Genomic DNA, 25,060 nt, shown 5'->3' on the forward strand with positions numbered 1-25,060 from the left:
CGTTTTGGCATTCTTTATTTGATGGGGGTGGTGTTCCTCCCGATCATATCATGGTTAATCGACCGGACATGATATGAACAACAAGAGAAATTTCCGCCGATTTGTCCTGATTTTGTCATAGAATTGCGTGAAGCGAAGCTATCCCGTAGGGAATCGCGCACAGACCCGCTGCGGCAGCTTCAGGAGAAAATGCAGGAATATCTAAACAGCGGCTTGCGCTTGGGTTGGCTGATTAATCCTCAAGACGAACAAGTAGAAATTTATCGCCCTTCTCGCGAAGTAGAGATTGTACAATTTCCTGTAAGTTTATCGGGAGAAGATGTCTTGCCCGGATTTGTGCTTAATTTGCCCATGATTTGATATTGCATCAAACTTTTTCTGTTTCCAACTGTATTTTCTTCGGACAAATATCATCATCGTACCAACCAGTCAAAGCCACCGCCAAAGCATCCGCTGCATCGTCGGGTTTCGGAATATAACCCAACTCTAACTCCCGCGCCACTGCCTCTTGCACTTCAGATTTATCCGCATTACCGCGCCCTGTCAAAGCTTGCTTAATTTGAGCCGGCGTAAACTCGAAAAGTGGCACTCCACACTGCGCTAATACCAGTGTCAAAACGCCGCGCGCTTGCGCTACAAGTATGGTATTTCCCATCTTGTAAAAAAACAATTTTTCGGCAATTGCTACATCAGGTTTAATCTCTTCAATTACCGCGTGTAAATCGTCGTAAATTGTTTTCAACCGCTGTCCCATTTCCTGTTTGGGCGTTGTTTGTATGACGCCGCAATCAATCATGGAAACAAAGTTTTCATCTTGTTTACCGGGGACAATTTGACAGCAAATTGCCCCGTAGCCGAGATTTGCTAAGCCGGGATCTAATCCTAAAATTCGTTTTTCCATTGCCCGAATCAGTAATTGGAAATGGGGAAGGAGGCATTAAAAATTTGGGAAATGTTTCCTCACCACCAATTACCAATTACCAATTATTAATTACCCCTCAGTTGTTTCTAGACCGAATACCCGATCGAACACTTTAGTCACTTTATACCCCGAATCTATTGATTCTAGCGGGTCTTTCCGCAACCGGTGCCGCAAACACAGAGTCATCACCCGGCGAATATCGTCCACAGTCACCTCTGTGCGGCACTCCAAAGCCGTGAAAGCTTTCGCAGCCCGATTTGTCACCAAATCGCCCCGCAGCCCGTCTACGTCCAATTCAGCGCAGACTTGGGAGATTTTTACCCGCAACTCTCGATCGATAGTTACCGATTTCAACCTTTCCTGAGCTTCCACCAACTTCTGCTGCATCTCATCTTGTTCGCGCTGGTATTTCGCGAGAAACTCCGCCGGATTTTGGTCAAAACTCGATCGCTGTTCGACAATTTCTACTCTTAAATTCGGGTCTTTCACAGTCCGAATTTCTGCGTGCATCCCGAATCTGTCGAGCAACTGCGGCCGCAATTCTCCTTCTTCTGGGTTGCCGGAACCAATGAGAATAAACTTAGCCGGGTGGCGGATCGAAATGCCTTCTCTTTCAACAGTATTCCAACCGCTCGCGGCAGAGTCGAGCAAAACATCGACTAAATGATCGTCGAGCAAATTGACTTCATCAACGTACAGAATGCCGCGGTTAGCTTTAGCTAAAAGGCCTGGTTCAAAAGCTTTAACACCTTCCGACAAAGCTTTCTCGATGTCGATCGTACCGCAAACTCGGTCTTCGGTAGCGCCCAGAGGCAAGTCTACCATTTGAACTTTTTTGCGAGCGATTTTAATGTCAGTTTGAGATAAAGTGCGATCGCGCACCTCATCGCTCATCAAATCTGGATCGCTGGGATGACTGTTAAAAGGATCGTCAGCCACCACCTCAATTTCCGGCAGCAAATCAGTGAGGGCGCGGATTGTGGTAGATTTACCAGTACCTCGATCGCCCATAATCATCACCCCGCCAATTTTGGGATCGATGACATTCAACAGCAGCGCCAGTTTCATCTCCTCCTGGCCAACAATCGCAGTGAAGGGAAAAACAGCGCGGCGGGCTGGAGTAGCGGTAACGGTTGGTAGAGCGCCCGCATTTAGGGTATTGCTGACTTCGGCAGTAGGACTCACAGGATAACTCAAAATATAATAATTGCTTGTTTATTGTGACATACAAGCGGACAACAGTCGATCGGCAGCCTTGAAATCCAAGTGCAGAGTTTGTGTGATTCCTCTCAAAACGCCGCCAAAAACAGACTCTTTCTGAGACATAGAACGCGCCCACTCTAAAACTTGTTGCTGACGTTCGTCTGACAAACGTCCAACCATCGCAGCTAATAGCTCAGATACAGACAACCAACGCCTTTCTTTCGACTTCCAAACAACTAAAAACTGCTCGGTAGACAGAGTACACAAAGCTATCGTTTCGCCAGAGCGCTCGCTAAATTCTATTTCGTAATTTCCATCATCATAACAAGCTACAGTAGCCCCTCTAACACCTAGGTGTAGATTAGACTCAGACCATGTTACAAACAATTCGACTACATCAAATAATTCTGGCACGATCGTGCTTACCTCCTAACGAATGATGAAGAGATTCAATGTATCGCTCAATTTCCTCATCCGTGCAACTAATTCCATTCTGCCAAAGTTCATATTCACTGATATCGATATCTTCATTCCAAACCACTGCATAACCACCAGGTTCAATTTTAAAATTTCTGAAAAATCCAGGATTGCGTAACGTCGCAAACATCGGATTGTCTAATAACTTAGAGATGTCGTATTTCTTGATTTCAAGATTGGTAAACTTGACCATCAAGGTTCGATCGTCAATAGCTTTAGCAGAAACAATGCGCTCAGGTTTCATAAAAAAATCACAGTTATTTTAAGGACGGAAGTTTACTAAATTCTTGGCTATTCCACATATCCAGCAGTTCTTTCTGGTACAACGTAGCCCATTCTCTTACCCGCTTTTGGACCCTATTTGGTAAATCTCCTTCAATAATCTCTAAAGATTCAATGCCGATCAAAGCATTGTACTCACCGTAAACTGCGTGAAAATGAGGAGGTGGGTGATCCCCAAAGAAAATTTTGATGATTATTCCGTAAAATCGTGCAACTTCTGGTATAAAGCTTTTTTAAACGACGATATGAAGATTATTGTATATAACCACGAAGAAGAATGACCAATAACTCATCACTACCACTGCGGCCCAGAAGCCATCAAAGCAGTCGCAGCCTCGCTCGGTAACGGCTTAGCAAAAAAATAACCCTGACCATATTCGCAGCCGATCGACCTCAACCTAGCTAATTGTGCCGCCGTCTCCACACCCTCAGCAATCACATCCATACCCAAAGCGTGAGCCAGCGCCACAATCGTCCGCACGATCGCCACATTCTCCCCCTCGCTTTCGATCTCCATCCGCCCCACAAACGACTTATCAACCTTCAAAGTATCCGTAGGAAAACGACTCAAATAACTCAACGACGAATAACCCGTACCAAAATCATCAATTCCCAACTTGACGTTTAACGCTTTCATCTGCTTCAAAACCGCGATTGCCGACTCCACATCCTCCATCACTACACTCTCAGTAATCTCCAACTTCAAACTCTCCGCACTCAAACCCGTTGTTTCCAAAATCACCTGAATGCGATCGACCAAATCCGGCTGAGCAAACTGCTTCCCAGATAAATTTACACTCATAATCAAAGCTTGATCGAAACCAAACATTTCCTCCCACAGCCGCAACTGCCGGCAAGCCTCCTCCAGCACCCACTCACCCAGCGGTACAATTGCACCCGTTTCCTCAGCCACCGGAATAAACTTCATCGGCGGAATCAAACCCCGCAGCGGGTGTTGCCAGCGTACCAAAGCCTCAAACCCAATAATCCTCCCGCTTGCCAAAGATACAAACGGCTGGTAATGCAGCAAAAACTCCTGACGCTTGAGGGCCATCCGCAAATCAGTTTCCAACTGCAACCTCTCCACCGCCAAAGCGTGCATCGAAGCATTAAACACCTGATACCTTCCCGTTCCCAAAGCCTTCGCCCGGTACATCGCCGTGTGCGCGTCCCGTAGCAAGTGTTCCGGCTGTTCCCTGACAGTAGCAGCAGGTTCGCCCCCCAGGGCAATCCCAATGCTCGCAGTCACAAACACCTCCTGCCCCTTCAACTCAAAAGGCACAATTAAAGCTTCGTGAATTCGAGTGGCCAAATCCACCGCACTAGCAACATCAACATTCCTCACCAAAATCGCAAAATCATCACCCCCCACCCGCGCCACAGTATCCCCGGAGCCAATAATCGCCCTCAACCGCAGCACCACCGCCATCAGCAGTTCATCCCCCACCAAATGACCCAAAGAATCATTAATCACCTTAAACCTGTCTAAATCCAGAAACAGCACCGCAAACACATAGCTGCGCCGGCCCCTAGTATTGGCGATCGCCCGCCCCAGGCAATCCACGAACAAATCCCGGTTGGGCAAACCCGTTAGAGAATCGTGAAAAGCATCGTAAAGCTTCCTGTAAGCACTGACACCCACACCAGTCACCACCAAACCCAAAGTCGGCGACACTAACGGTAGCCACCCACCCCCACTAAAAATCCCATAAGTAATCCCCAACAAACCCATCAATGCAGCACCCCCAGCCAATCCAGCCCTCGCAGGGTGCTGAATCCGCCAAGCCAAAACCCCGCCAACCATTGCCCAAGCACCGTTCCACAAAATTTCCGCCCATTCCGGCCACACCCAAAACAGCGATCGCCCATCCAAAACCGCACTCAATATTTGGCTGAGCATTTGCGCGTGCAGCAACACCCCCGGCATTTTCGGACTTTGCTTTTTAACTGGGCTGTAAGGCGTCAAAAACAAATCTCTGGTACTCGGTGCCGTCGTCCCGATCAACACAATCTTGTCCTTAACCCAGCTTGGTTCAATTTCTCCCTTCAATACCTGCCTGATACTGACTTGTCGCGCCACCTCCTTACCAGAACGGTATTTGAGCAGAATTTGGTAGCCTGTGGTGTCAATATTTGCATAGCCGCCGCTGTCAGAAGTTAAAGGCACAAATTCTGCCTTTCCCCAGTTGATTTGGTGGGGATGAACAGGGCTATTTTCCCGCTGCACTCTGTCTTTGAGATACAAAAAAGCCACTTGCACAGAAAACGAGAAAGCAGTATTCTTTTCTGGTTGCGAGACTGAGAGCAAATTGCGGCGTACAACGCCATCAGGGTCGAGTACGAAGTCGTTAAAACCAACTCGATCGGGCGGTATCCCCGGAGGCGCAGGCACTCCCGGACTTTCTGAATCGCTCAATTGGTTGATCGCCACAACATTCGGTGCTTTCAGCGCGGCCAACAATTCTTGGTGTCCCGGCGCTTGAGGCAAATCCCGGTACAAATCCAAACCGATAACTTTTGGCTGATACTTTTGCAGTTTTGCCAAGGTTTGAGCGATCGCACCGTCGGAAATCGGAAATCTCCCCAAAGCTTGAATATCGGCCTCAGAAATTCCCACTACCAGCAGTCGCGGATCGGGGTCCGAATCTGGCTGCAAGCGCACTAACGAGTCAAAACTCCCCAATTCCAAGCTTTGCAAGCCTCCCAACTGCCGAACTCCCATATTCAGCAGCGTTACAGTCACGCCCGCAAGCATTGCAGGCAAAATCCTGACCCGTCGGTTTTGAGAACTCAGGTTGAGACCAGTTGCGACAGACATGACATATCGAAGATTTCGAGAGAATTTGGCAGTCACAGAAAAAATATGTCGGTGCAAATTAGCTTTGCACAAGTCTGTTCTTACAGAATTGAGCTTAATATGAGATTGAATGTAATTTTTTCAGAACTTGTGCCGCAACCGAGTTTCTTTAAGCTAATTACTCGATTTGGCAAAGTATTTCTCGAATGGGAACCGGGTTTTTGAAGATTTGCCGACAAATCCTGTCTTTCATTCCTTGTTTCCCCAAATTCGCACAAGCGTTAAAATTTAGTCGATCAAACTTTCAGGATATTTTTGAGATGATGGCGAATCAACTTCCGATTCCGGTGATTGTTAACGGTGCTGCAGGCAAAATGGGCCGCGAAGTAATTAAGGCGATCGCCCATGCTAGTGACATGACCTTATTTGGGGCTGTAGACCGCTCTCCTGAGTGCCTCAACGCCGATGCCGGGGAATTAGCCGGATGCGGCCCGTTAGAAGTTCCCATCACAGACGACTTGCAAGGAATGCTGGTATTAGCAGCTCAGGAAAAGCAGTTAGGGGTGATGGTAGATTTTACGCACCCTTCGTCTGTTTATGAAAACGTGCGATCGGCCATAGCTTACGGCATTCGCCCGGTAGTCGGCACTACTGGCTTGAGCAGCGAGCAAATTAAAAACTTAGCTGAATTTGCTGACAAAGCTAGCACTGGGTGTTTAATCATACCCAATTTCTCGATCGGCATGGTTTTGCTCCAACAAGCTGCCGTCACGGCATCTCAGTATTTTGAACACGTAGAAATTATCGAGCTGCACCACAATCAAAAAGCCGACGCCCCCAGCGGTACGGCAATTCAAACTGCCCAAATGTTAGCAGAAATGGGAAAAACTTTCAATCCGCCAGAAGTTGAGGAAACCGAAAAATTAGCCGGAGCTCGAGGTTCACTGGCTGATGAAGGGATTCGCATTCACAGCATCCGTTTACCCGGTTTAATTGCCCACCAAGAGGTAATTTTTGGCGGCGCCGGTCAAGTTTATACTTTACGACACGATACGAGCGATCGCGCTTGTTATATGCCAGGAGTCTTGCTGTCTATACGCAAAGTCCTTGAATTGCGATCGCTCGTTTACGGCCTGGAAAAAATCTTGTAGTCATTAGTCATTAGTCATTAGTCATTAGTCATTAGTCATTAGTCATTAGTCATTAGTCATAAGTAATGTGGAATTAATCTAACTTCTAACTTTTGACTTCTAACTTCTGATTTTTGACTTCAACATCAATCCCTTAAATCTGTTCAATCCCTTAATATAATCCGCTTCCGAACAGACAGCCGTTGCATCCCCTACATTGCTCGTTGCCGAACTTCCTATGCTAATTCCCTTAACCCGCGAAACCTTTCAAGAACTAATTCCCGCCGTCGCCACGGGAGCGCAATACAAATATATCTGGGGAAAACCGCCCGATTTTTTGAGGCGAATGTTAATCTCTGCCGTCACCGTAGTTTTCCTCCTGGTAGTTTACAACTTCGCCGGTTCCGATGTCGGGCCGCTAGTTTTAATCACCGGATTGATAGCTGGTTTGTACTGGCTGTGGGGGCCGATTTTGTGGGCGAGTTTGCGGAATGCAGAATGCCGCAAATATCAATACTGCGGTTTTTGGCAAGGACGAGTTTTGGATATATATATTACAGATGAAGTTACCAGTCAAGAAGAAACAGTCAATCAAAAAGGACAACTCGTAATAGTTGACAACCTAGAACCGCGAATTAATTTAGAAGTCGGCGACAAAACCGGATTTACTACTACACTTCGAGCTCCCTTGCGGAAAGATCACCAAGGAATTGCCCCCGGCCAAGCTGCTTTAATGTTAATCATGTCGAATCAAGAAGATTTGGGACGGATTGCCAAAGTTTCAGATATTTACATTCCCAGCCGCGACGTGTGGGTGAGCGACTATCCTTATCTGCGTAGAGATTTGTTTGTCGAGATGAGCCAGCAAATTAAAAAAGGCAGGAAAAAAGACCGCGATCGGACTAATCAAAGCAGAGATGTAAAAAGGCGATCGCCCGCTGATTATTAATATTGATAGTAGCGACAAATTTAAGAGCGATCGCAAGTTAAACTTAGGACAAAATTCACAAGATAGTGGCTAATGCCTACTGTTTTTCAGGTTAGCCCCTACAGTTTCATCTTTTTTAGTTCCGATCGAGGCGAAGCCGCCCAAATTCATGTTAAGCGCGATCGGCAACTTACCAAATTTTGCCTTAATCCTGTATTTATCGATAAAAATCGAGACCTCAAAGAGCATGAATTATCCCAAATCCGGCTTTAATACCCCTTGATCTTTTAGTCTCTTAGAGAGAGATGGAAGGCAAGTCTAGCAGCGGTTTCAACCACCGAGTCTTACACAGGGGGTTTTTAAACCGAATTTAGTATTAGTTCCAGCTCTCAGATTCATCTGTGGAGTCAATCTACAATCTAAAATCGACTGACTTCTCGATCAACTGTTCCCCTCTTGGCCGTAAGCTTGCCAAGCCAAATCCACCAGCCCGTTAACAATAGCCACAGCTACCACCGCAGAGCCCTTGCGGCCCTCAATCCGAATGTGAGGAATCATCGAATCGTGCAGCCGCGACTTAGCCACGTCCACCCCTACAAACCCAGAAGGCGTCCCAATCACCAAAGCCGGCCGAATTTCCTCAGATTCAATCAAATCTACGATCGCCGACAAAGCAGTTTGAGCCTGACCCACCACAAAAATCCCTTCAGGATAGCGTCTTGCCAAAGTTTCAATCCCCCAAGCCGCCCGCGTCCTTTCCTTTTGGGGGCGTGTCAAAGCCTCCATCGAACAGTAAACCGGATTCGCAAAGGTATTTTGGATTAGGGGCGTAATGCCCACCTGCACCATCGGCACATCTACCACGATCGTAGTCCGAGCAGCCAAAGCTGCCGCCCCAGCCTGCAAAGCCTGATCGGAAAAACTAATTAAAGACTTGTACTCAAAATCAGCAGTCGCATAAATCACGCGGCGGACTATTTCGTACTCCGCCGCTGAAAAACCGTGGTCGCCAATTTCGTTATCGATTAATCCCAGACTCTGGGCATCGCTTACGTGCCATTCCATTTGTTGGATAGCTGTCGCCTGTGAGTTGTCAGGTATCAGCTTACCAGCTTTTAGTCATTCGTTGACTGTTGAGTAAAATCTGCCAACTGCCAACTGACAACTAAGTTTCCGACGACGAAGAAGATTTGCCCAACACCGGAGTCAGGAATGCCACCAAAGCTCCGATCGCAAAACCGGCCACATTCCGAACCACAGGCAACCAGTCAGAAGTCCGAGTCACCACCGGCCCAAGTCCGAAAGCAAAAAACAGAATGCCCCACAGCGGCGAAAAAATCAGCGCCCACTGCCAAGCCACAACCTGTCCCGGCTTCCGAGGCTGAGCAGCAAACCCACAGATGACGCCACCAAGCACCGACGTAATTAACGTCAGAACCCACTGTTCCCTCGGCAAACCGGGAACCACCCGGCATCCGCCCTGACGCAAACAGCCTTCTATCGACTCCAAAGATTCAATAATCGCTCGATCTTCCCCATTGTCCCGCACAAAAAATTGATTACCGTAACGGGTTTGCAGTTCCACCCAAAAAGTGCGCGGCAGCAGCGGATACAGCGAGTCGCCCACATTAAAATTGAGCAAATTGCCTCCTCGGGGGTCAGCAACTAACAACACACTCTTGTTATCTAGCCCCCAATAACTTTTGACAGCCAAACCGGGCGTGCGATCGTACTGAGTCAGCACTCGCAGTTTCCAGCCGGTTTCGGCTTCAAATGCCTTTAAATTTTTTGCCAAATTTTGTTCTTCAATATCCGTAAGGGCTTTAGCTAAGTCAATGATCGGCGTCTGAGTTGACGGCAACAAATCGGGATTATTGAAAGCGTGAGCCGCAGGTGCGATCGTCCACACGGACAAAGCCAGAAAAAATGCGGCAACAGAGGCTAGAAATTTTCGCGGGAAAAGCTGTGACATAGGAACTTATAATCCGGGTCTTAATTGTGAATGCTAGCTGGCGGTCTTAACCAGAGGATAAGAGAAAACTCATATTTCTTTACAATTATTTACTTTACAGGAAGCCGAGAGCAAGGGGAAGATTTCGGGCAAGGAAAGTTTTGAACAGTCAACCGTCAACAGTCAACCGTCAACAGTCAAATGACTAAAATTGAGATTTTGCCCCAACCCCCTCACAGAGACGCCGATCGCGATCGCTCACATTAGGATTAGTTCTCAGATAATCTCCCACCCAGTCACAGCCCCTCACCAGCAAATCGTCAAGATCCAAATTCCACAAAATCACCCGATTATCCCGGCCCGCAGAAGCCAGAACCTTCCCATCCGGGCTAAAACTCACACTCATCACGCTATCCTTGTGACCCGTCAAAGTTTTCAGCAAAGTCCCGCTGCGACTCCACAGCTTCACCTTATGGTCATAACTGCCCGAAGCAACCAACAAACCATCCGGGCTAAAACCCACGCTAGTCACGCTGTCGCTAGAACCCTTCAGCAGCGTCGCCACCAAAGTCCCGTCTACCTTCCACAATTTCACCGAATTGTCGTAACCAGCCGAAGCCAGCATTTTGCCATCAGGGCTAAAAGCAACCCCCAACACAAAACTGTTGTGAGCTCCTTCAAAAGTTCTCAGCAAACGACCGTCCCGATTCCAGAGTTTGAGAGTACCATCATCGCTGGCAGAAGCCAGCATCGAGCCGTCGGGACTGAAAGTCACCCCAGTCACCCAGCCTGTGTGTCCCGTCAAAGTCTTGATCAACCTGCCGTTTCTAGTCCAGAGTTTCACAGTCTTATCCTTGCTCGCCGAAGCCAGAACCTCGCTGTCGGGGCTAAAACTCACGCTCATCACGCTGTCGGCGTGGCCGTCGAGAGTGAACAGCACAGAAGGCGAACACGGGAATAGCGGAGCCGATGGACAAGGGAGAATATTATTCATGCCATCTTCTGTCAAACTCCAGACTTTCACCGTTTTGTCGTAACTCCCAGAAGCAAGTAGCTGACCGTCGGGGCTGAAACTGACGCTGGCGACTCTCTGAGTGTGTCCTTCCAAGGTTTCCAGCAAAACCCCCGTGCGGCTCCAGAGTTTGATAGTGTTGTCCGTAGAAGCAGAAGCCAGCCTTTGGCCGTTGGGGCTGAAAGTAACGCTTTGCACCCGGTTTTGGTGTCCGTCGAGGGTTTTGAGCGGCACGTCATCGAGTCGCCACAGCCTGATAGTTTTGTCAAAACTCGCCGAAGCCAAGGTTTTGCCTTCCGGGCTAAAACTCACCTGAGTAACTCGATCGGCGTGTCCCTCAAAAGTTCTCAGTAAGCGACTCTCTGGTTTAATGTTGCTAGCATCAGTTGGGCGTTTGTCGCCAACACCAGCAAGACTCCAGAGTTTGACAGTCCCGTCTGCACTTCCAGAAGCAAGTGTTTGACCGTCGGGGGAGAAACTGACACCAAATACCCACTTGCTGTGTCCGCGCAAAGTTGTTAGCAGTTCACCTTTTTTTGCTTGTGTTGAATTTTCTGTTGGTGGGTGTTTGAGTGCAGCGATGCTCCAGATTTTCACCGTTTTATCTTCACCTGCACTGGCGATCGTTTCACCATCGGGGGAGAAACTGACGGTGTAAATTTTCGAGGGTTGTCTGTTTTCGCTGTGCCATAAATTAGCGATTAACCTGCCGTCAGAACTCCACAGTTTCACACTACCGTCATCGCTCGCCACAGCAATTATTTTGCCGTCACGACTGAAGCTTAGCCAATTTACGGGAGCAAATTGTTCGATCGTTCTCAGCAGCGTGCCGTCGGTTTTCCAAAGTTTGATAGTTTTATCTGTAGAGCCACTGGCGATCGTTTGACCGTCTGAACTAAAAGCAACGCTGGTAACGCTATTAGTATGCCCTTTGAAAGTTGCCAGCAAACTGCCGTCAGTTTGCCATATTTTGACAGTTTTATCTAAACTTGCCGAGGCTATAGTTTTGTTGTCGGGACTGAACGCGACACAGGAGACACTGTTAGTGTGGTCTTTGAAAGTGGCCAGCAAACTGCCGTCGCGCCGCCAAAGTTTGACTGTTTTATCTACACTGGAAGAAGCTATTGTTTCCCCGTCTGGACTGAAGCTAAGACCCCAAACTACATCGCCGTGTCCTTCCAAGCGGTTGCGTTCTTTGACTCCATAAACGGCCTGCTGGAGGGCAGCCGAAATCAGAATTTCGGTGTCTTTGAGAGTATACATTTGTTGGGAGTGTTCGATCTGTTTCCACTTTTTACCAGCTCTCAAACTTTCCATCATGGCGTCAAATTTGTTGTTTGAGAAATAAAGTGCTTCAGAAGCTGCTGTCAGGGTACTGATTTCTGCTCGCTGAGTTTGAGCGACAGCTAGCTGTTTTTGACCCACAGCCCGCCACCAAAAATTTACGGCGGCGATGGTAGAACTGGTTAGCAGCATGACGCCGATTACTGCTACTCCCAGCAGTTGTTTGAGAAAAGTATTGGCTCGATAGAGCTGTGCTTGACTCATTTTTTTATCTGCTTCTGCTTTATGCAGTCGGGCTTCTAAGCCGAATCTTTGGCGGATTGGTCGCACTAAATAGTCGTGTACCAATTGATAGCGGTCTTCGGGCGCTTCCCGTAGCAGAAATAGCAAACCGTGACCCACTAAAATGTCTAAAATTAAGTCGAGGTTGTCGGTTTTCTTTTGTCGGATTTCTGGGTCTTTTGCGAACTGTCGGTGTAAGGGAATTCTGTTTCTGCCGATCGCCGATAATTCTTTTTCGCCCGCGTCTGCTGGCTGTTGGCCTGTCACTAACGAGAGTTCGTGTTTGGTTTTTATCAGGCGAACGCCTCTTTCATCTGTCAGGGAAAACAAGATTTTCCACGCTGCATCTTCGTTAACCAGACCACAGTCAGAGATGACTCCTTCGAGCGATCTTTTCACTAATTCCGCTTTGGGATTGTCCCCCAATTGCTGGTATTGTGCTAGACTGGTAATACCTTCTTCTTGCAGTTGCGCTCCTACTACCTGCAATTCGATTGGTCGCACTTCTTGCAGTTCGTCTGCTAAATCTTCTACGAAGGCATCGATCAGTGCCGGCTCTAAATAAAATTCCGCCCGTTCTGTTAAGTGTCCGATGACAGCCCGCGCGTCTTTGATAGAAAAACTCCGCAGTTGGTAGCGGATGCTTTTGTCGAGAATATTATTGTTAATAGCGTCAAGATTTGGGAAGCGATCGCAATCTAGTAAGTAGTGCAAATAATCTTCGCGCAAGCACAGAATTATCTTGACATAAGGCAAATTCAAAAACAACCGCAAAAAATTATAAAAAAGTTGTCTTTGTGCCACTGAAGTCGAAACAAAGAAAAACTCTTCAAATTGATCGAAAATCAGGACAGTCAACAAATTATTTGTGGCATTTTCGCGCAACTTATCTATAATAAAAGAAGAGACTTCCGAGCTGCGAGCAGGAATAACCGAGCAACTTCTTTTGTTGATTTCCTGTAGTCCTTTCGAGATTAATTTACTTTCCTCTTCGGCTTGTTTGTCGTACAGTGCGCTGTTCAAAGCATTTTCTAACTCCACCAGCCAGTCGGTGTAAACTTTGACTACTACGGGCAATGTATCCCGCGCGCCCGGAGTAATATTTTTCAAAGCTGGTACTAAGCCGGCATTGACTAGAGAACTTTTCCCAACACCGCTGGGCCCGTGAATAATAGTTAATTTATGGTCGTCCCTGCTAATTCTTTCTAGCAAGCTATTGATATCTTTTTGGCGCGAGTAAGCTGTCATGGACGCTGCGATGGCAGCTTGATTTTGAGCTGAGGGACCTGAAGGATTGACCGCTTGGCGCTGCTGCTGCAATTGGCTGGCTCCGATAAAAGCTCTAAATCCGTATTGATATTCGATCGACCGCTGGGTTTTTTTAATCCGAAACGCTTTAAGGTACTCTCCCTGCTCGAAATAAACCGCTTGCAATTCCGTCAAAATATCGATGTAAAGTCGGGGGTCGTACTTCGGCTCGCTTTGAGATTGAGCCAACTCCAAAGAATGAACCGCCGCTTCCCACTGGCCTAGCTGCCGCAAACTTCGGGCTAAAAGTAAAAGATACGAACTCCTGTCGGATTTAGGATGTTGGATTTTAGATTTGGGTTCGTTACTTAACTCGTTAGAACCCACAATTTCTGGATAATTTCCCTCAAACCCCAATCTCAAATCTTCAATCAGCAATCTCAAATCATTAGGCGTTTGATCCAAAATCGCCAAAGCCAACTCCGCTAGCTGGCGGGCTTGACTCCACCTCGACTCTTGCAGGGCAACTTCAGCCAAAAAGCCGTAATCTTGAGCTAGTTGGCTGGGAGTACCGTAAGTGAAGTGCAACTGCAAAGAATTTTCAGCTAATGCTTGCAACTCTCCCCAAGCTTTCAGGCGCTGCAGCACTTCTCCGAGGTGTGCTGTCACCTCAGCGACCAATTCCGGGCGTGAAGCAAGGGAGAAAGCGTTTCTAGATTGTTCCAGGCTAATCCAAGCTTGTTCCCAGTGGTGGCGGTTGGCTACCGGGTTTCTGGCTGCTTGCAACCGGTGACACAGGGCTATGTGAAACAGCACTATGCCTTCTCTCTCTAAAAATAAAATTTTGGGGACAGGATTCGACAAGGAGGAGAAGGTTTCTGGGTTTTCGGAATGTTCCAAGTTTGCCAGTTCCCAGTTGCCCGTTTTCTGCTGCCAAAATACTAAACTTTCTTGGTAGTGAATTAAGGCAGTTTCGGTTTGGTCGCTAACATAGTAATCTCGACCGAGAACGAATTGCAGGCTGGCTTTGAGGGCTGGTTCTAATTCTTCACCGCGATTTTGTAAATCTCTTAAAGCTAATTCTAGTTCTCGGCGTGGCAAAGAGCCGATCGCCAAATCGAAGGTATTGCCCGGACTCAATGGCGAATACGAGTGGACTTCTGATGGTCGTCGGTTTTGGGGCCCTGAGTTAAAAGTTAGAAAGCGTTCTCCTGGGCTCATTTCGCGCTCCAGGCCGCGTTTTTCGCACTGGGTTTCGCAGGTCTCACAATTAGCGATGGTGCTGACGTTGCTGCTGGTGAGTTCTTGATTGAGTTCGCCTATTTTAAATATAGTATCGGCCCGCCTAGCGAGGAAATTAATTAATTCGTCAACGCCCATTTCAAATTTAATTGTGGCGGCGGCCCAACTTTTGAAATCCGGGGCCAGACGAATCATTTTGGTCACGATGTCATCTGTTACCCACAAAATCACTGGGCAGGAAAAATTTTTGCGAAATTCGTCTCGCACTTGATTGGTAGAAGCCATCACTTCGTCGATCGCTACTACTGTTTCTAAACCGAATACCATCAAAGCCGAGGCGGCACCGACAGGCGAGTACCCCTCCTGGAAAGTGCTTGCCTGCAGAGTAGTGTAAAGGGTTTTGACTGAAGGTGGCAGGACGATATCTTGAATTGGAACTGGGGACACTTCTCGCAGCCGCTGCGCTATTTGTTGCCGCAACTGCTCGTAGTTGCAGCGCACCAAAATTAGCGAGAATTGGTGTTGAGACATTGTGATTGACCTGACCAGAGTTTTGAGCGATCGCTCGTTGTAGTTGGCAGTTTCTTGTACCTTAATTAGATCGGTCATGCGTGCACCTCTTTTTCATTAATCAATTACCTAACGCTCGCCAATCGTGACTGAAAGCGTCTCTACTTAGACATCCCCGTCTCTGTCTGACGCTTTATCTCTGTATAAATACGTAGTTTTCCGTACTTGTCCTATCAATACTTACATAGTTATTAGATCCAATGTAAAGATATCATACCTCTGAATCTTAGAGAATGCTAGACTTCCCAATAAAATTTTAATGTTATCTTAGATTTTTTGATTCAGCTATATATAAAGGACTACCGATCATAAATAGCCAAATGCTAAGTTCACGATCGTACCAACGGCTAGCTATTAGGAAAAAACTCCGATATATCTGTAGCAGGCATTTAGCACAACAGTCAAAAAAATGTCTTCCGGGATGGAATTAGTTTAAATTAAGAGCAACAGATAAAAACAGACATAGGGGGTCTGACATTGCAGATATGAGAGTTGAGAGTGGGTAAAGTCCTTAGTGGCGGCAAAGTTTTACACGATAATAACATTTACCACCTATAGCAAGCATTCAACAGAAATCAGCCAGTGGCAAAAACCGCTGACTGATTTATGTATTGGATGGTAATATTTCGGAGTTGTGAGGGATGATTTTTCAGTTAAATACTTTCTAAGTCCCTCGTGGTTAAGGGTTCTCAGAGTCACGAAGCTATCTCAAAAATCCCAACTATTTTGCTTCACAGCGCTGCAGCCACTCCTTATATTTTCTGGTTTCTGCTAGGGCTGGATTAATCCCAAACCAACGACCTTCTTGATCGCGGTATTCAAAGACAAACATACTTCGCAACAAGATTTGAGATTCTTCTTCGCCGGTTACACTTTGTCGCTTGACGACTTGAAACAGCAATTCCCATTCCAGGTCATTGATGGCTCCCAAAAGGTCATCGCGATATTCTTGAATGACGCTTTCAAGGCATTCGCGAGAAAAGGGAGGGTCTTCGTGCTGCAAACAGCTATATAAAAGCATCAGTAGATTGCGAACGTGACCGCCACTAATCCGACAAAGCCGATCTAAAGTTTCGGGAGAGTCAAACACCTGGGAAATCAAATCAATGCGTTGATCGGGAGCAACTTTCGGGAAAGCTCTAGCTAATACTAGCTGCCGCAGGAGCGCCATTCCTTCAATGTGGTCTTCGCCCGATCGCATTTGCACCGGTACCATCGGCATCACCTTGGGCTTGACTCCAAATCGACTGGCGAGGCGGCCGAAGTCGTTGGAAAAAATCAAAGTCAGGGGAATCGTGTAGACAACATGGCAATTAAGTTTTTTCAACTGTTCGCCGCGGTCTAAAAACAGATATTCTGGCTGGGTGCGTCCGCTGGGTTTGAGGGAGGCGTCGAGGCGATCGAGGTTGTCAACGATGACTGCGAGCCCTTTTTTGCCTTGGTGCTTGAGTTCAGCGTTAGCTTTGTTGAGGAGTTCTTCGTTGATCGACTGCAAAATGCTGTTGGTGCGGGGTTCGAGATATTGCCTGAGTTGCGATCGCAGTTTGGGAGAGTCTTTAGTTTTAGCAGTAACTCTAGCAATGCCTACAGATAACTCGGCTTCCGCTGACAAATCTATGGGAGTCTGCAAAAATTCTGCCACTTCTGCAAACAGATTGGTAAAATAGCTCGGTCTGAGTTTGATTTTAGCGGATTCCATAGTTTCGCTGACTTGGCGCGCAATGCTCAGCAAAATATCGCTGATGTCTACATCACCCATGTCTAAGTCTTGGGAAGACTCGAAGTAGACGACGCAAAAACCCTCTTGCTCTAACTCAGCTTTTAGTCGAAACAATTCCGTAGATTTGCCACACCCGATATGTCCTGTAAATAGCTGACAGGTTGGCTCGTTGGGGGAGATGCGGGTAATGGTTCGCTGTAAAGATTCAATGATTTTGCCCCCACGCACGGAACCAAAATCAATGTAGTATTGATAATCTCCTGGGTCTCCCGCAACAAGGGTCTTGCTCGGGTTGCAGGCTTTATAGAATCTGTCTAATTCGAGTGCGATCACAATGGAAGCCGAATAAAAGTTAAAAAAGTTAATCGAAAGTCTAAACTTTCTTTAGTTGAGTTTAGTTTGATTTGTAACCTTTTGCACTGTGGGGTAATGCCCTAAATACCCAAAGAACCTTGATCTGGTAAGGGGTTTTCCCGGCGCTGGAATTGGGAATTTTTAATTAATAATTTTTTATTACTTAGGGGGATCAGTGATATTACTGATATTGGCAGGAGCCTGGGTAAATTTGCGGAGATCTGGTTAAATGGTAGGGGAAAACAGGGTTCAAGAGAGAGATTAAACAGTTTTGAATTTGTGCTAATCCTTAATTACTATATTGTCAAGACGTAGATGGCTAGTTTTGGAGCGGTTTCTCAAACAGAGTTAGGGCGCAGGCGCCAAAAGTTGCGGCAGCAGAGGCGCGCTCGATTGGCGGCTGTTGTGTGGCAAATGCTGGCAGCAAGCGCAATGGCTGGAGGTTTGCTGTGGTGGATTGCTCAGCCGGCTTGGTTAATTGCCCGATCGGAACAAGTGAAGGTGGAGGGCAATCAGTGGCTGTCGGATAAGGCGGTGCGGTCTTTGGTGCCGCTGTCTTACCCGCAGTCGCTGTGGGGGATTCAACCGCAGGCCCTGGCCGAAAAGCTGGAGTCCACGGGGCCGATCGCCAAAGCGAAGGTGACTCGTAACTTGTTTCCGCCGAGTTTGACTGTCGAAGTGGCAGAACGCCTGCCAGTGGCGGTGGCGCAGCCGACTGCGGTGTTGAAATCGAACAGTGAGAAGGAAAAAGTGGGGTGGCTGGACGCTCGCGGAGGTTGGATGCCGTCGGATAGTTATACTGCTGTACGATCGCAGAATAGTTCGATCGGGCCCGGCAGCATTCCGGGAACGCAGCCTCAGCGTTCTTTGCCCACTTTAAAAGTCATCGGGCCTTTGGAACAGTATCGCGCCTATTGGCCGAAGTTTTACCAAGGACTCAGCGGCTTGACGGTGAAAGTGTTTGAGATTAATTGGCAAAACCCGAACAACTTGATCTTGAAAACAGAGATCGGTACCGTACACTTAGGGCCGTACAGTTCCAAGACTGCGGAGCAACTTAAGGTTTTAGACCGAATGCGACAATTGCCAAAACAGATAGATTCAAGCAAAATAGCCTACATTGACTTGAAAAATCCTGCTTCGCCGATCGTCCATTTGCCAGAACTCCCCCCCAGTTTGGAGAGTTCCACCCCCGCACCCACTCGCGCCCAGAATTGATTCTCTGCCAACAGAAGGTAGAAGGTATCGATCGATAGGCAGGGCTTGCAATCAGCACAGTTTTTGGACAGCGCCCCGCATCAGGGGCTAGCATCCATTTTTTTTCCTTCTGCCTTGCTTACAACTGCCTTAATCCGGTCAAGTATCTGGATGGCGTCAAGCGAGGTCTGGGCTAGCGAGGTCGGCCAAATCCGAGATTGCTAACATTAAGCATCGACCAGTGTTAGTTTTTCGCGCAACTTAGCCTATAGTTGATTGTGAATTGGCGTTTAGTTAACAAGCTGTAATCTACTATCCCCGACTCTAATGAAGCTTAATAATAGACAGGGGTCTGACCAAGACAGTCCCCCTTCGGAAGAAGTAAAAAATTTTCCGGTGGCTGCAGATTCCGCCAATCCCTTTAGACGCAAGTCTGGTTATGTAAATGTAGATAGTATTGATATCGATCCTATGGTCAATCCCAAAGACATAATGCCCAGCAGCGCTGCCAAAATCAAAGTAATTGGCGTCGGCGGCGGTGGGGGCAACGCCGTTAACCGGATGATTGCCAGCGAGGTTTCTGGTGTCGAGTTTTGGTGTGTGAATACAGATTCCCAAGCTCTGGTTCTCTCAAATGCTCCGAAACGCTTGCAAGTAGGACAGAAGTTGACGCGCGGTTTGGGCGCGGGGGGCAATCCGGCGATCGGTCAAAAGGCTGCGGAGGAATCTCGCGACGAGGTTGCTAATGCTTTGAATCACGCGGATTTGGTATTTATCACCGCCGGCATGGGCGGCGGTACGGGCACGGGCGCGGCTCCGATCGTGGCTGAGGTCGCTAAGGAAATGGGCGCCTTGACTGTGGGCATAGTGACGCGGCCTTTTACGTTTGAGGGACGGCGGCGCACCAGCCAAGCTGAAGAAGGGATTGCGGCTTTGCAAACCCGGGTGGATACGCTGATCGTAATTCCTAACGACAAGTTGCTGTCTGTGATTTCGGAACAAATGCCGGTACAAGAGGCTTTTCGAGTTGCTGACGATATCCTGCGCCAAGGGGTTCAGGGTATTTCTGACATTATTACTATTCCCGGTTTGGTGAATGTTGACTTTGCTGACGTGCGGGCAGTAATGGCTGATGCGGGTTCGGCTTTGATGGGCATCGGCGTGGGTTCTGGCAAGTCGCGGGCTAGGGAGGCTGCGATGCAGGCTATTTCTTCGCCTCTGCTGGAAGCTTCGTCTATTGAGGGCGCTAGAGGTGTGGTGTTTAACATCACTGGCGGTACAGACATGACGCTGCACGAGGTGAATGCCGCGGCTGAGACGATTTACGAGGTTGTCGATCCCAATGCCAATATTATTTTTGGAGCAGTGATTGACGAGCGGCTTCAGGGCGAAATTAAGATTACTGTGATCGCTACTGGTTTTTCGGGGGAAGTTTCCCCGCCTCCGACTCCGGGGCGGACGCAAAATGTTAATGCTCCTTGGCGGGCTGCAACTGTGCCGACGACTCCTGCTCAACAGACGCCCGATCCGAAAGCGAAACCGCCGCAGGATTTGGGATTGGATATTCCTGAGTTTTTGCGTAACCGTCGCCCGCCTAGATAAATTTGGATTTGGGATTTTGGATGGCGGATTAAATCTAAAATCTAAAATCTAAAATCTCAAATTTCTAGGGTTTGGCCTGGTTCGGGTTCGAGGAGTTGGGTGGAAAGTCCCGATTTTGCTAGCAAATCGCGAAATTCGGGGATGCTGCCAACCGATCGCACTAACATTTGTAAAATGCCTGTGGCTCGGATGTCTCCCGCCGCTGTAGGCAGGAAAAACCGAGGTTTGAGTGTTTGGGCGAGGCTGAGGGCTTCCGAAGGGCCGATGATGACTTGTCCGAGGAATGGGAAGATTTGACCGAGGACTGGGGCGATGGCTACGTCTACTGTGTCTATTTTCTGTTTGACTTTTTCTAATGGTGGCAGGTGCGGTTCGTAGTAAAGTGTCTCGCCGCTGCTTAGATCTTTGAGCAAATAGCCGTTTTCTTCTTGTCCCGGCCCGATTTCGGCTCCGGGTACGGCAGTAATTTGTAACTTTTCTTTAAAATTTAACTCTTGCCAATTTGCTAAGGATGTGATATTAGTGTAGCCTAAACTGCTGAGGACTTTGGCGGCGGTGGGTGAGGCGATCGCGGGAATTGTGCGATCGAGCTGTTCGAGTGTTTGTTTGTGGCAGTGGTCGTCTAATCCTTGGGAAATCAGGATGAGGTCGATCGGCGGTAAGGTGCTGGGAGTGAAGGCGACGGGCGTGTTGTGGTAGGCGGTGAACAGCCAGGGTTGACCGTAAAATACCAGGGGATCGACCAGCCAGGGATCGACGAGGATGGTTTGGCCGGAGATGTGGAAGATCCAAGAGTTGAGGTCGATTCGGGTGATTTTCACAGTTGTTTGCAATAATTCTTTACATTTGGTTTAATCATAGCTAATTTTGTTTGGCAATTTTAACCGCAGATGAGGGCGGATGAGCGCTGATGAACGCGGATAAGATGGGATGTGTCTGGGGAAAGTTGGCGTTTATCTGCGGTTGAAAGAAGATGATTAAATCGAGGATTCCTGTGGCTTTGACTGTGGCTGGATCTGATAGTGGCGGGGGGGCCGGGATTCAGGCGGATTTGCGGACTTTTGCGTTTCACTGCGTGCACGGTACGAGTGCTTTAACTTGTGTGACGGCTCAAAATACTTTGGGGGTGACGCGGGTGGATGCTTTGTCTGCGGAGGCTGTGGCGGCTCAAATTGAGGCGGTAGTTGGGGATATTGGGGTGGATGCTGTGAAGACTGGGATGCTGCTGAATCGGGAAATTATGGCGGCGGTGGCTTCACAGGTGGAAGCTTTGGGTATAGGGAATTTGGTTGTCGATCCGGTGATGGTTTCACGATCGGGCGATCGATTGATTGATGACGGGGCGATCGCATTTTTGCGGGATGTTTTGATTCCAATGGCTGTTGTCGTGACTCCGAATCGGTTTGAGGCTCAGATTTTGAGCGGTTTGCAGATTAATTCTGTTGATGATATGCGATCGGCGGCGCAGCAGATTTACCGTTTGGGTGCGAAAGCTGTTTTGGTGAAAGGCGGCGGGATGGCGGGAGATTTGCGGGGAATTGATGTTTGGTTTGATGGTACGCGGTTGGATGTGTTGAAGACTGAGACTGTTGATACTGGGAATACTCACGGGACTGGTTGTACTTTGAGTGCTGCGATCGCGGCTAATTTGGCTTTGGGGAAAGATTTGTTTACAGCGGTGACATTGGCTAAGGATTATGTGACTACTGCTCTCAAATATGCTTTGGATATTGGGGAAGGTCAAGGGCCAGTAGGTCATTTTTTCCCCCTTTTACTGAAGTAAATTGTGAACTCATCCCTTCTCTTCCCTTCTTTCTTCGCGTCCTTTGCGTCTTCGCGGTTCGTTTAATTTCTTAATTTCTCAGGCGATAGAGCGATCGCCACCAAGTCTTCGATTTTCTTAATATTCGGATCGCCGGCCAAATAACCAATCCCTCGGTGCAAGTGCAGGCGAAATTGTTTGGCTAGAGTTTCTTTTTCTGTGCCTAAATTATCTTGGTGACAGCGCTGCTTGAGGGCAATTATCAAGATATCTGCCATGTCGCCGCCGAAGACATCCCAGCTTAATTCGACGTTGCTGTCGCTGGGAATTGGTACTGGCGATGGGATGCTGGGTTCGGCGAGCGATCGGCAAAATCCCCACCGACACAGGATGTTCCACTGGTCAATTTTAGTCGATCGTTTCAGTTTTGATAGTTGGTCTTTTCCTGTTTGGGAGAGGCGGATGCGATCGACTGGTGGTTCCATGAGTTTGAGAGTGTTTGGTATATTGTAAAAAGATATTGTAAACTGTGTTAATATTGCGGAAGCAAAGCCTCTAAATAACTGGAATAATTAACATTTTTTTACACGGCGCGACTTGATTAAATCGGTTTTTTTTTGTATTTTGATTGTAGTAGGATTTATCCTTAATAATGGGATGGTGGCACAAATAAAATTTTCGCCACCATCCCATTATGCTATATATACTACCGCAACTCCCCAGCAAAGTCAAGGGGGTTGCGGCTATTTTTTAGCCTGAATTTTTATTCCCAGAAGTAACCTTTTTCGACGGTGGTTTGGTGTTTGGCGGAGTCGTATTTGAGGAGGTAACTGTGGGCGATTGCCTCTAATTCTTGGAGTTTTTCGTATTCTACTTTTCTAATTTCCGTGTCGGTAGAAAGCAGGATTACTTGGTGGCTGGCCGAGGGGAAATAGCGTTCGACTAGGTTGTTTCTGTGGGAGGAGTCGAGGCGGCCCAAGGGAGTGTCGATCGCCACTGGCAATTGTCTCCCGGATACTCTGGCTAATCCCCACAAAAAGGCGATCGCCAGCAATTGTTTTTCCCCGGCTGAAAGTCGGTGTTTGGGTACCGGTTTGCCTTCTGGATCGTAAATGGAGAGGCTAAATGTTTGAGTGTCGATTGCAACTCTGTGCACGAGGTCGGTTTTGTGCAACAGGTAGCGGAAACAGTCGGTAATTTCTATTTCGAGTTTGTTGAGTTTTTTGAGGGTGAGTTTTTCTTTAAAGAGTTTCAGGGTGGCTTGGGCTTTGGCGATGGAGGCGATGACGTGTTGGCTGTTTCTGATGGTGATGAATTCGCTGCTGTAGCTTTCTAGTTCTTTTTGGTTTTTGGCTAATTCTTTCTCTAATTCATCGACGCGGCGGTTGGCTGATTCGCAGGCGGCGGATGCGATAGCGACTGCTTTTTGGGCTTTCCTGACTTCTTCTTCTAGTTTTTCGTAGGCTTCGGGGGAAGCTGCGGCTGCGAGTTGTCTGTCTGTGAAGTCGATTTCGGATTCGATGTTTTTGATTTCTTCTATTTGATCGCGGGCTAGAATTTGCTGGGCTTTGATTTGGTAGCTAAGGAGGTTTTCTAGTTGCTGGATGCTGTTGTTGTCGGCGTTCATCCAGGGCGGGGAGTCGGTTCCCGCTTGCTGTTCTAGTTCTTGGTTTTCTTGGCGGATGAAGTCTTGAATTTTATCTAGCTGTTGGGGATTTAACGAGATTTCCGCGATATAGTTGAGAAGGCGATCACTTCTTTGTTTGATAACATTTTGGGCAATCTTTGCTTGCTGCTGGCTGGCTTCTGTTTCTGCTTGAATTTTTGCTTCACTTAGCAAAGGCGAAATTAAGGCGAGTGGTAGCGTATTTGATGCCAATTCCATCATGGCTTGACGGGTTTTGTCTGCCTTATTTCTGTAGTCGTTTAGCTTGCTGTCTAGCTGACTGCGATCGGCGGCAATTTTTCCGCCTTCATAAATAAACTTTTCTGATGCTTGTTGCTGATTTTTTTGAGCTTTATCTAATTCGTTTTTAAAGCTGGCTTGTTCTTGCTTAGCTGAGTCTATTTCATCAGTAATTTTCTTAAAAGTTTGTTCGATTTTCTCTAAAGCAGCCAAGTCTTTTTTGCCAGCAATTTCTTTCCGCTTGCGGCCGGCTAATATTTCTAAATCGACGGCGAGGCGTTCTGCTAATTCTAAACCTAAAAGAGATTTAATCGCCCCGACGACAAACTCCGGCGGTGTTTCGAGTTCGGCGAGTTCTTTTACTTGTTCGCCGTCAAACAAAAATAGGTTGGATATTCCGACGGGCAAAAGGGTTTCGATGTATTCGTCCCAGGTGTTAGTAATTGCTTTGTCCGACCACCAATCGCTGACAATCTCGCTGTATATGAGAATGCTTAAGTTGTCTTTGATATCTACTTTTTTCCAGTATCTAACTATTTTGAATTGAGCTAATTTGTCATCTTGGACTTGTTCAAATGTTAGTTCGACGCGGGTATCTTCTAATGGGGGAGTGTGGCGGTTAACGCATTGATTGAGAAAGTCGCTGTAGCTTAAATTGCCTCTGGTGGAACATTGGGCGCGGCCGCCGTAGAGGGCGAGGCGAATGGCGTCCATGAGGGTGGTTTTGCCGCCACCATTCATGCCGCCAAATAGGATAACTGGGCAGGGATTTCCGTCTTTTTCGGGGCGGAGATTGATGGTTTGGGTGCCTGCATAGGGGCCGAAGTTTTTGAGGACGAGTTCGAGGAATTGCATTGTAGATGTTGTTGAGATGGGATGAAAGTTGGTGGGTGCGATCGGCGTATCCGACAGTCCGGTGTCGATGTGTGAGTCCGACAGTCCGACAGGGATTGAAATCCCTGTCTCATAGCTGAAGTCCTCTGAAGAGGACTGAAGTTTGTGACTGTTGAATCTGGGTTTTTAGTCGGTTTTAACCGACTTTCGCTATGAGACGGGGATTTCAATCCCCGGCGGATCTTCGGGTTAGCCCGATCGACTCGATTGGTCGATCGGGGTCGATGTGTGAGTCCGACAGTCCGACAGGGATTGAAATCCCTGTCTCATAGCTGAAGTCCTCTGAAGAGGACTGAA

Annotated in this window: 19 protein-coding genes and 1 pseudogene; 7 read left to right on the forward strand and 13 right to left on the reverse strand. The window is 47.7% G+C overall.

Annotated features, from left to right (window positions below):
- Positions 1-75 precede the first annotated feature (75 nt).
- Positions 76-360, forward strand: a pseudogene (locus QUB25_RS24565) (Uma2 family endonuclease); the annotation flags it as partial.
- A 7-nt stretch (positions 361-367) separates the two neighbouring features.
- Here QUB25_RS24565 and ruvC read toward each other — a convergent pair.
- From ruvC to QUB25_RS24595, 6 genes are all read right to left on the reverse strand, one after another.
- Positions 368-901 carry a crossover junction endodeoxyribonuclease RuvC gene (ruvC, locus tag QUB25_RS24570; RefSeq protein ID WP_333187112.1) on the reverse strand — a complete coding sequence of 178 codons (534 nt, stop codon included), beginning with the start codon at positions 899-901 and terminating at the stop codon, positions 368-370.
- Positions 902-991: 90 nt separating this feature from the next.
- Positions 992-2,107 (reverse strand): magnesium chelatase ATPase subunit I, encoded by a 1,116-nt coding sequence (bchI, locus tag QUB25_RS24575; protein WP_333040655.1) that lies wholly within the window; start codon positions 2,105-2,107, stop codon positions 992-994.
- 30 nt (positions 2,108-2,137) lie between these two features.
- Entirely contained in the window at positions 2,138-2,539 is a 402-nt protein-coding gene (locus QUB25_RS24580) for a DUF4926 domain-containing protein (RefSeq protein WP_333187115.1), read from the reverse strand.
- A complete protein-coding gene (locus QUB25_RS24585; protein ID WP_333187118.1) occupies positions 2,523-2,846 on the reverse strand; it encodes a DUF2442 domain-containing protein in 324 nt (107 codons plus the stop codon). The genes QUB25_RS24580 and QUB25_RS24585 overlap by 17 nt, the downstream gene beginning before the upstream one ends.
- A 13-nt stretch (positions 2,847-2,859) precedes the next feature.
- On the reverse strand, positions 2,860-3,108 hold the full coding sequence (locus tag QUB25_RS24590; protein WP_333187188.1) for a DUF4160 domain-containing protein: 249 nt from the start codon (positions 3,106-3,108) through the stop codon (positions 2,860-2,862).
- Between the two features lie 71 nt (positions 3,109-3,179).
- Positions 3,180-5,702 carry an EAL domain-containing protein gene (locus QUB25_RS24595; protein WP_333187121.1) on the reverse strand — a complete coding sequence of 841 codons (2,523 nt, stop codon included), beginning with the start codon at positions 5,700-5,702 and terminating at the stop codon, positions 3,180-3,182.
- Between the two features lie 302 nt (positions 5,703-6,004).
- Between QUB25_RS24595 and dapB the strand changes: the two genes are divergently transcribed.
- From dapB to QUB25_RS24610, 3 genes are all read left to right on the forward strand, one after another.
- On the forward strand, positions 6,005-6,832 hold the full coding sequence (gene dapB / locus QUB25_RS24600; protein ID WP_333060554.1) for a 4-hydroxy-tetrahydrodipicolinate reductase: 828 nt from the start codon (positions 6,005-6,007) through the stop codon (positions 6,830-6,832).
- Positions 6,833-7,049: 217 nt separating this feature from the next.
- Positions 7,050-7,760: a phosphate ABC transporter permease gene (locus QUB25_RS24605; RefSeq protein ID WP_333077073.1), complete on the forward strand. Its 711-nt coding sequence runs from the start codon at positions 7,050-7,052 to the stop codon at positions 7,758-7,760.
- A 72-nt stretch (positions 7,761-7,832) separates the two neighbouring features.
- Positions 7,833-8,012: a hypothetical protein gene (locus QUB25_RS24610; RefSeq protein ID WP_333187125.1), complete on the forward strand. Its 180-nt coding sequence runs from the start codon at positions 7,833-7,835 to the stop codon at positions 8,010-8,012.
- Between the two features lie 168 nt (positions 8,013-8,180).
- Here QUB25_RS24610 and QUB25_RS24615 read toward each other — a convergent pair whose 3' ends face one another.
- The 4 genes from QUB25_RS24615 to QUB25_RS24630 form a co-directional block, all read right to left on the reverse strand.
- The gene (locus QUB25_RS24615) at positions 8,181-8,804 is read right to left on the reverse strand and encodes a precorrin-8X methylmutase (protein ID WP_006632961.1); all 624 of its coding nucleotides are present in this window, start codon (positions 8,802-8,804) and stop codon (positions 8,181-8,183) included.
- A 100-nt stretch (positions 8,805-8,904) separates the two neighbouring features.
- Positions 8,905-9,711, reverse strand: coding sequence for a TPM domain-containing protein (locus QUB25_RS24620; RefSeq protein WP_333040666.1), 807 nt, complete (start codon positions 9,709-9,711; stop codon positions 8,905-8,907).
- A 184-nt stretch (positions 9,712-9,895) separates the two neighbouring features.
- The gene (locus QUB25_RS24625) at positions 9,896-15,367 is read right to left on the reverse strand and encodes a WD40 domain-containing protein (RefSeq protein ID WP_333187127.1); all 5,472 of its coding nucleotides are present in this window, start codon (positions 15,365-15,367) and stop codon (positions 9,896-9,898) included.
- Between the two features lie 682 nt (positions 15,368-16,049).
- A complete protein-coding gene (locus QUB25_RS24630) occupies positions 16,050-17,381 on the reverse strand; it encodes an ATP-binding protein (RefSeq protein WP_333187130.1) in 1,332 nt (443 codons plus the stop codon).
- Positions 17,382-17,717: 336 nt separating this feature from the next.
- Here QUB25_RS24630 and QUB25_RS24635 point away from each other — a divergent pair, with 336 nt between their 5' ends.
- Both QUB25_RS24635 and ftsZ read left to right on the forward strand, forming a co-directional pair.
- Positions 17,718-18,620 (forward strand): FtsQ-type POTRA domain-containing protein, encoded by a 903-nt coding sequence (locus tag QUB25_RS24635; protein WP_190660598.1) that lies wholly within the window; start codon positions 17,718-17,720, stop codon positions 18,618-18,620.
- Between the two features lie 306 nt (positions 18,621-18,926).
- The gene (gene ftsZ / locus QUB25_RS24640) at positions 18,927-20,201 is read left to right on the forward strand and encodes a cell division protein FtsZ (RefSeq protein ID WP_333040673.1); all 1,275 of its coding nucleotides are present in this window, start codon (positions 18,927-18,929) and stop codon (positions 20,199-20,201) included.
- 56 nt (positions 20,202-20,257) lie between these two features.
- Here the strand turns inward: ftsZ and QUB25_RS24645 are convergent, their stop codons facing one another.
- A complete protein-coding gene (locus tag QUB25_RS24645; RefSeq protein WP_333187135.1) occupies positions 20,258-21,022 on the reverse strand; it encodes an MBL fold metallo-hydrolase in 765 nt (254 codons plus the stop codon).
- 152 nt (positions 21,023-21,174) lie between these two features.
- Here QUB25_RS24645 and thiD point away from each other — a divergent pair, with 152 nt between their 5' ends.
- Complete coding sequence (gene thiD, locus QUB25_RS24650) at positions 21,175-21,984, forward strand: bifunctional hydroxymethylpyrimidine kinase/phosphomethylpyrimidine kinase (protein WP_333187138.1); 810 nt, start codon at positions 21,175-21,177, stop codon at positions 21,982-21,984.
- Positions 21,985-22,046: 62 nt separating this feature from the next.
- On the opposite strand, the gene dndE is transcribed toward thiD, so the two are convergent.
- Positions 22,047-22,448: a DNA sulfur modification protein DndE gene (dndE, locus tag QUB25_RS24655; RefSeq protein ID WP_190660605.1), complete on the reverse strand. Its 402-nt coding sequence runs from the start codon at positions 22,446-22,448 to the stop codon at positions 22,047-22,049.
- Between the two features lie 278 nt (positions 22,449-22,726).
- Positions 22,727-24,724, reverse strand: coding sequence for a DNA sulfur modification protein DndD (gene dndD, locus QUB25_RS24660; protein WP_333187141.1), 1,998 nt, complete (start codon positions 24,722-24,724; stop codon positions 22,727-22,729).
- Between the last annotated feature and the right edge of the window lie 336 nt (positions 24,725-25,060).

It is taken from the genome of Microcoleus sp. B3-D7 (assembly GCF_036705305.1).
In the GTDB taxonomy this organism is placed as follows: Bacteria; Cyanobacteriota; Cyanobacteriia; order Cyanobacteriales; family Microcoleaceae; genus Microcoleus.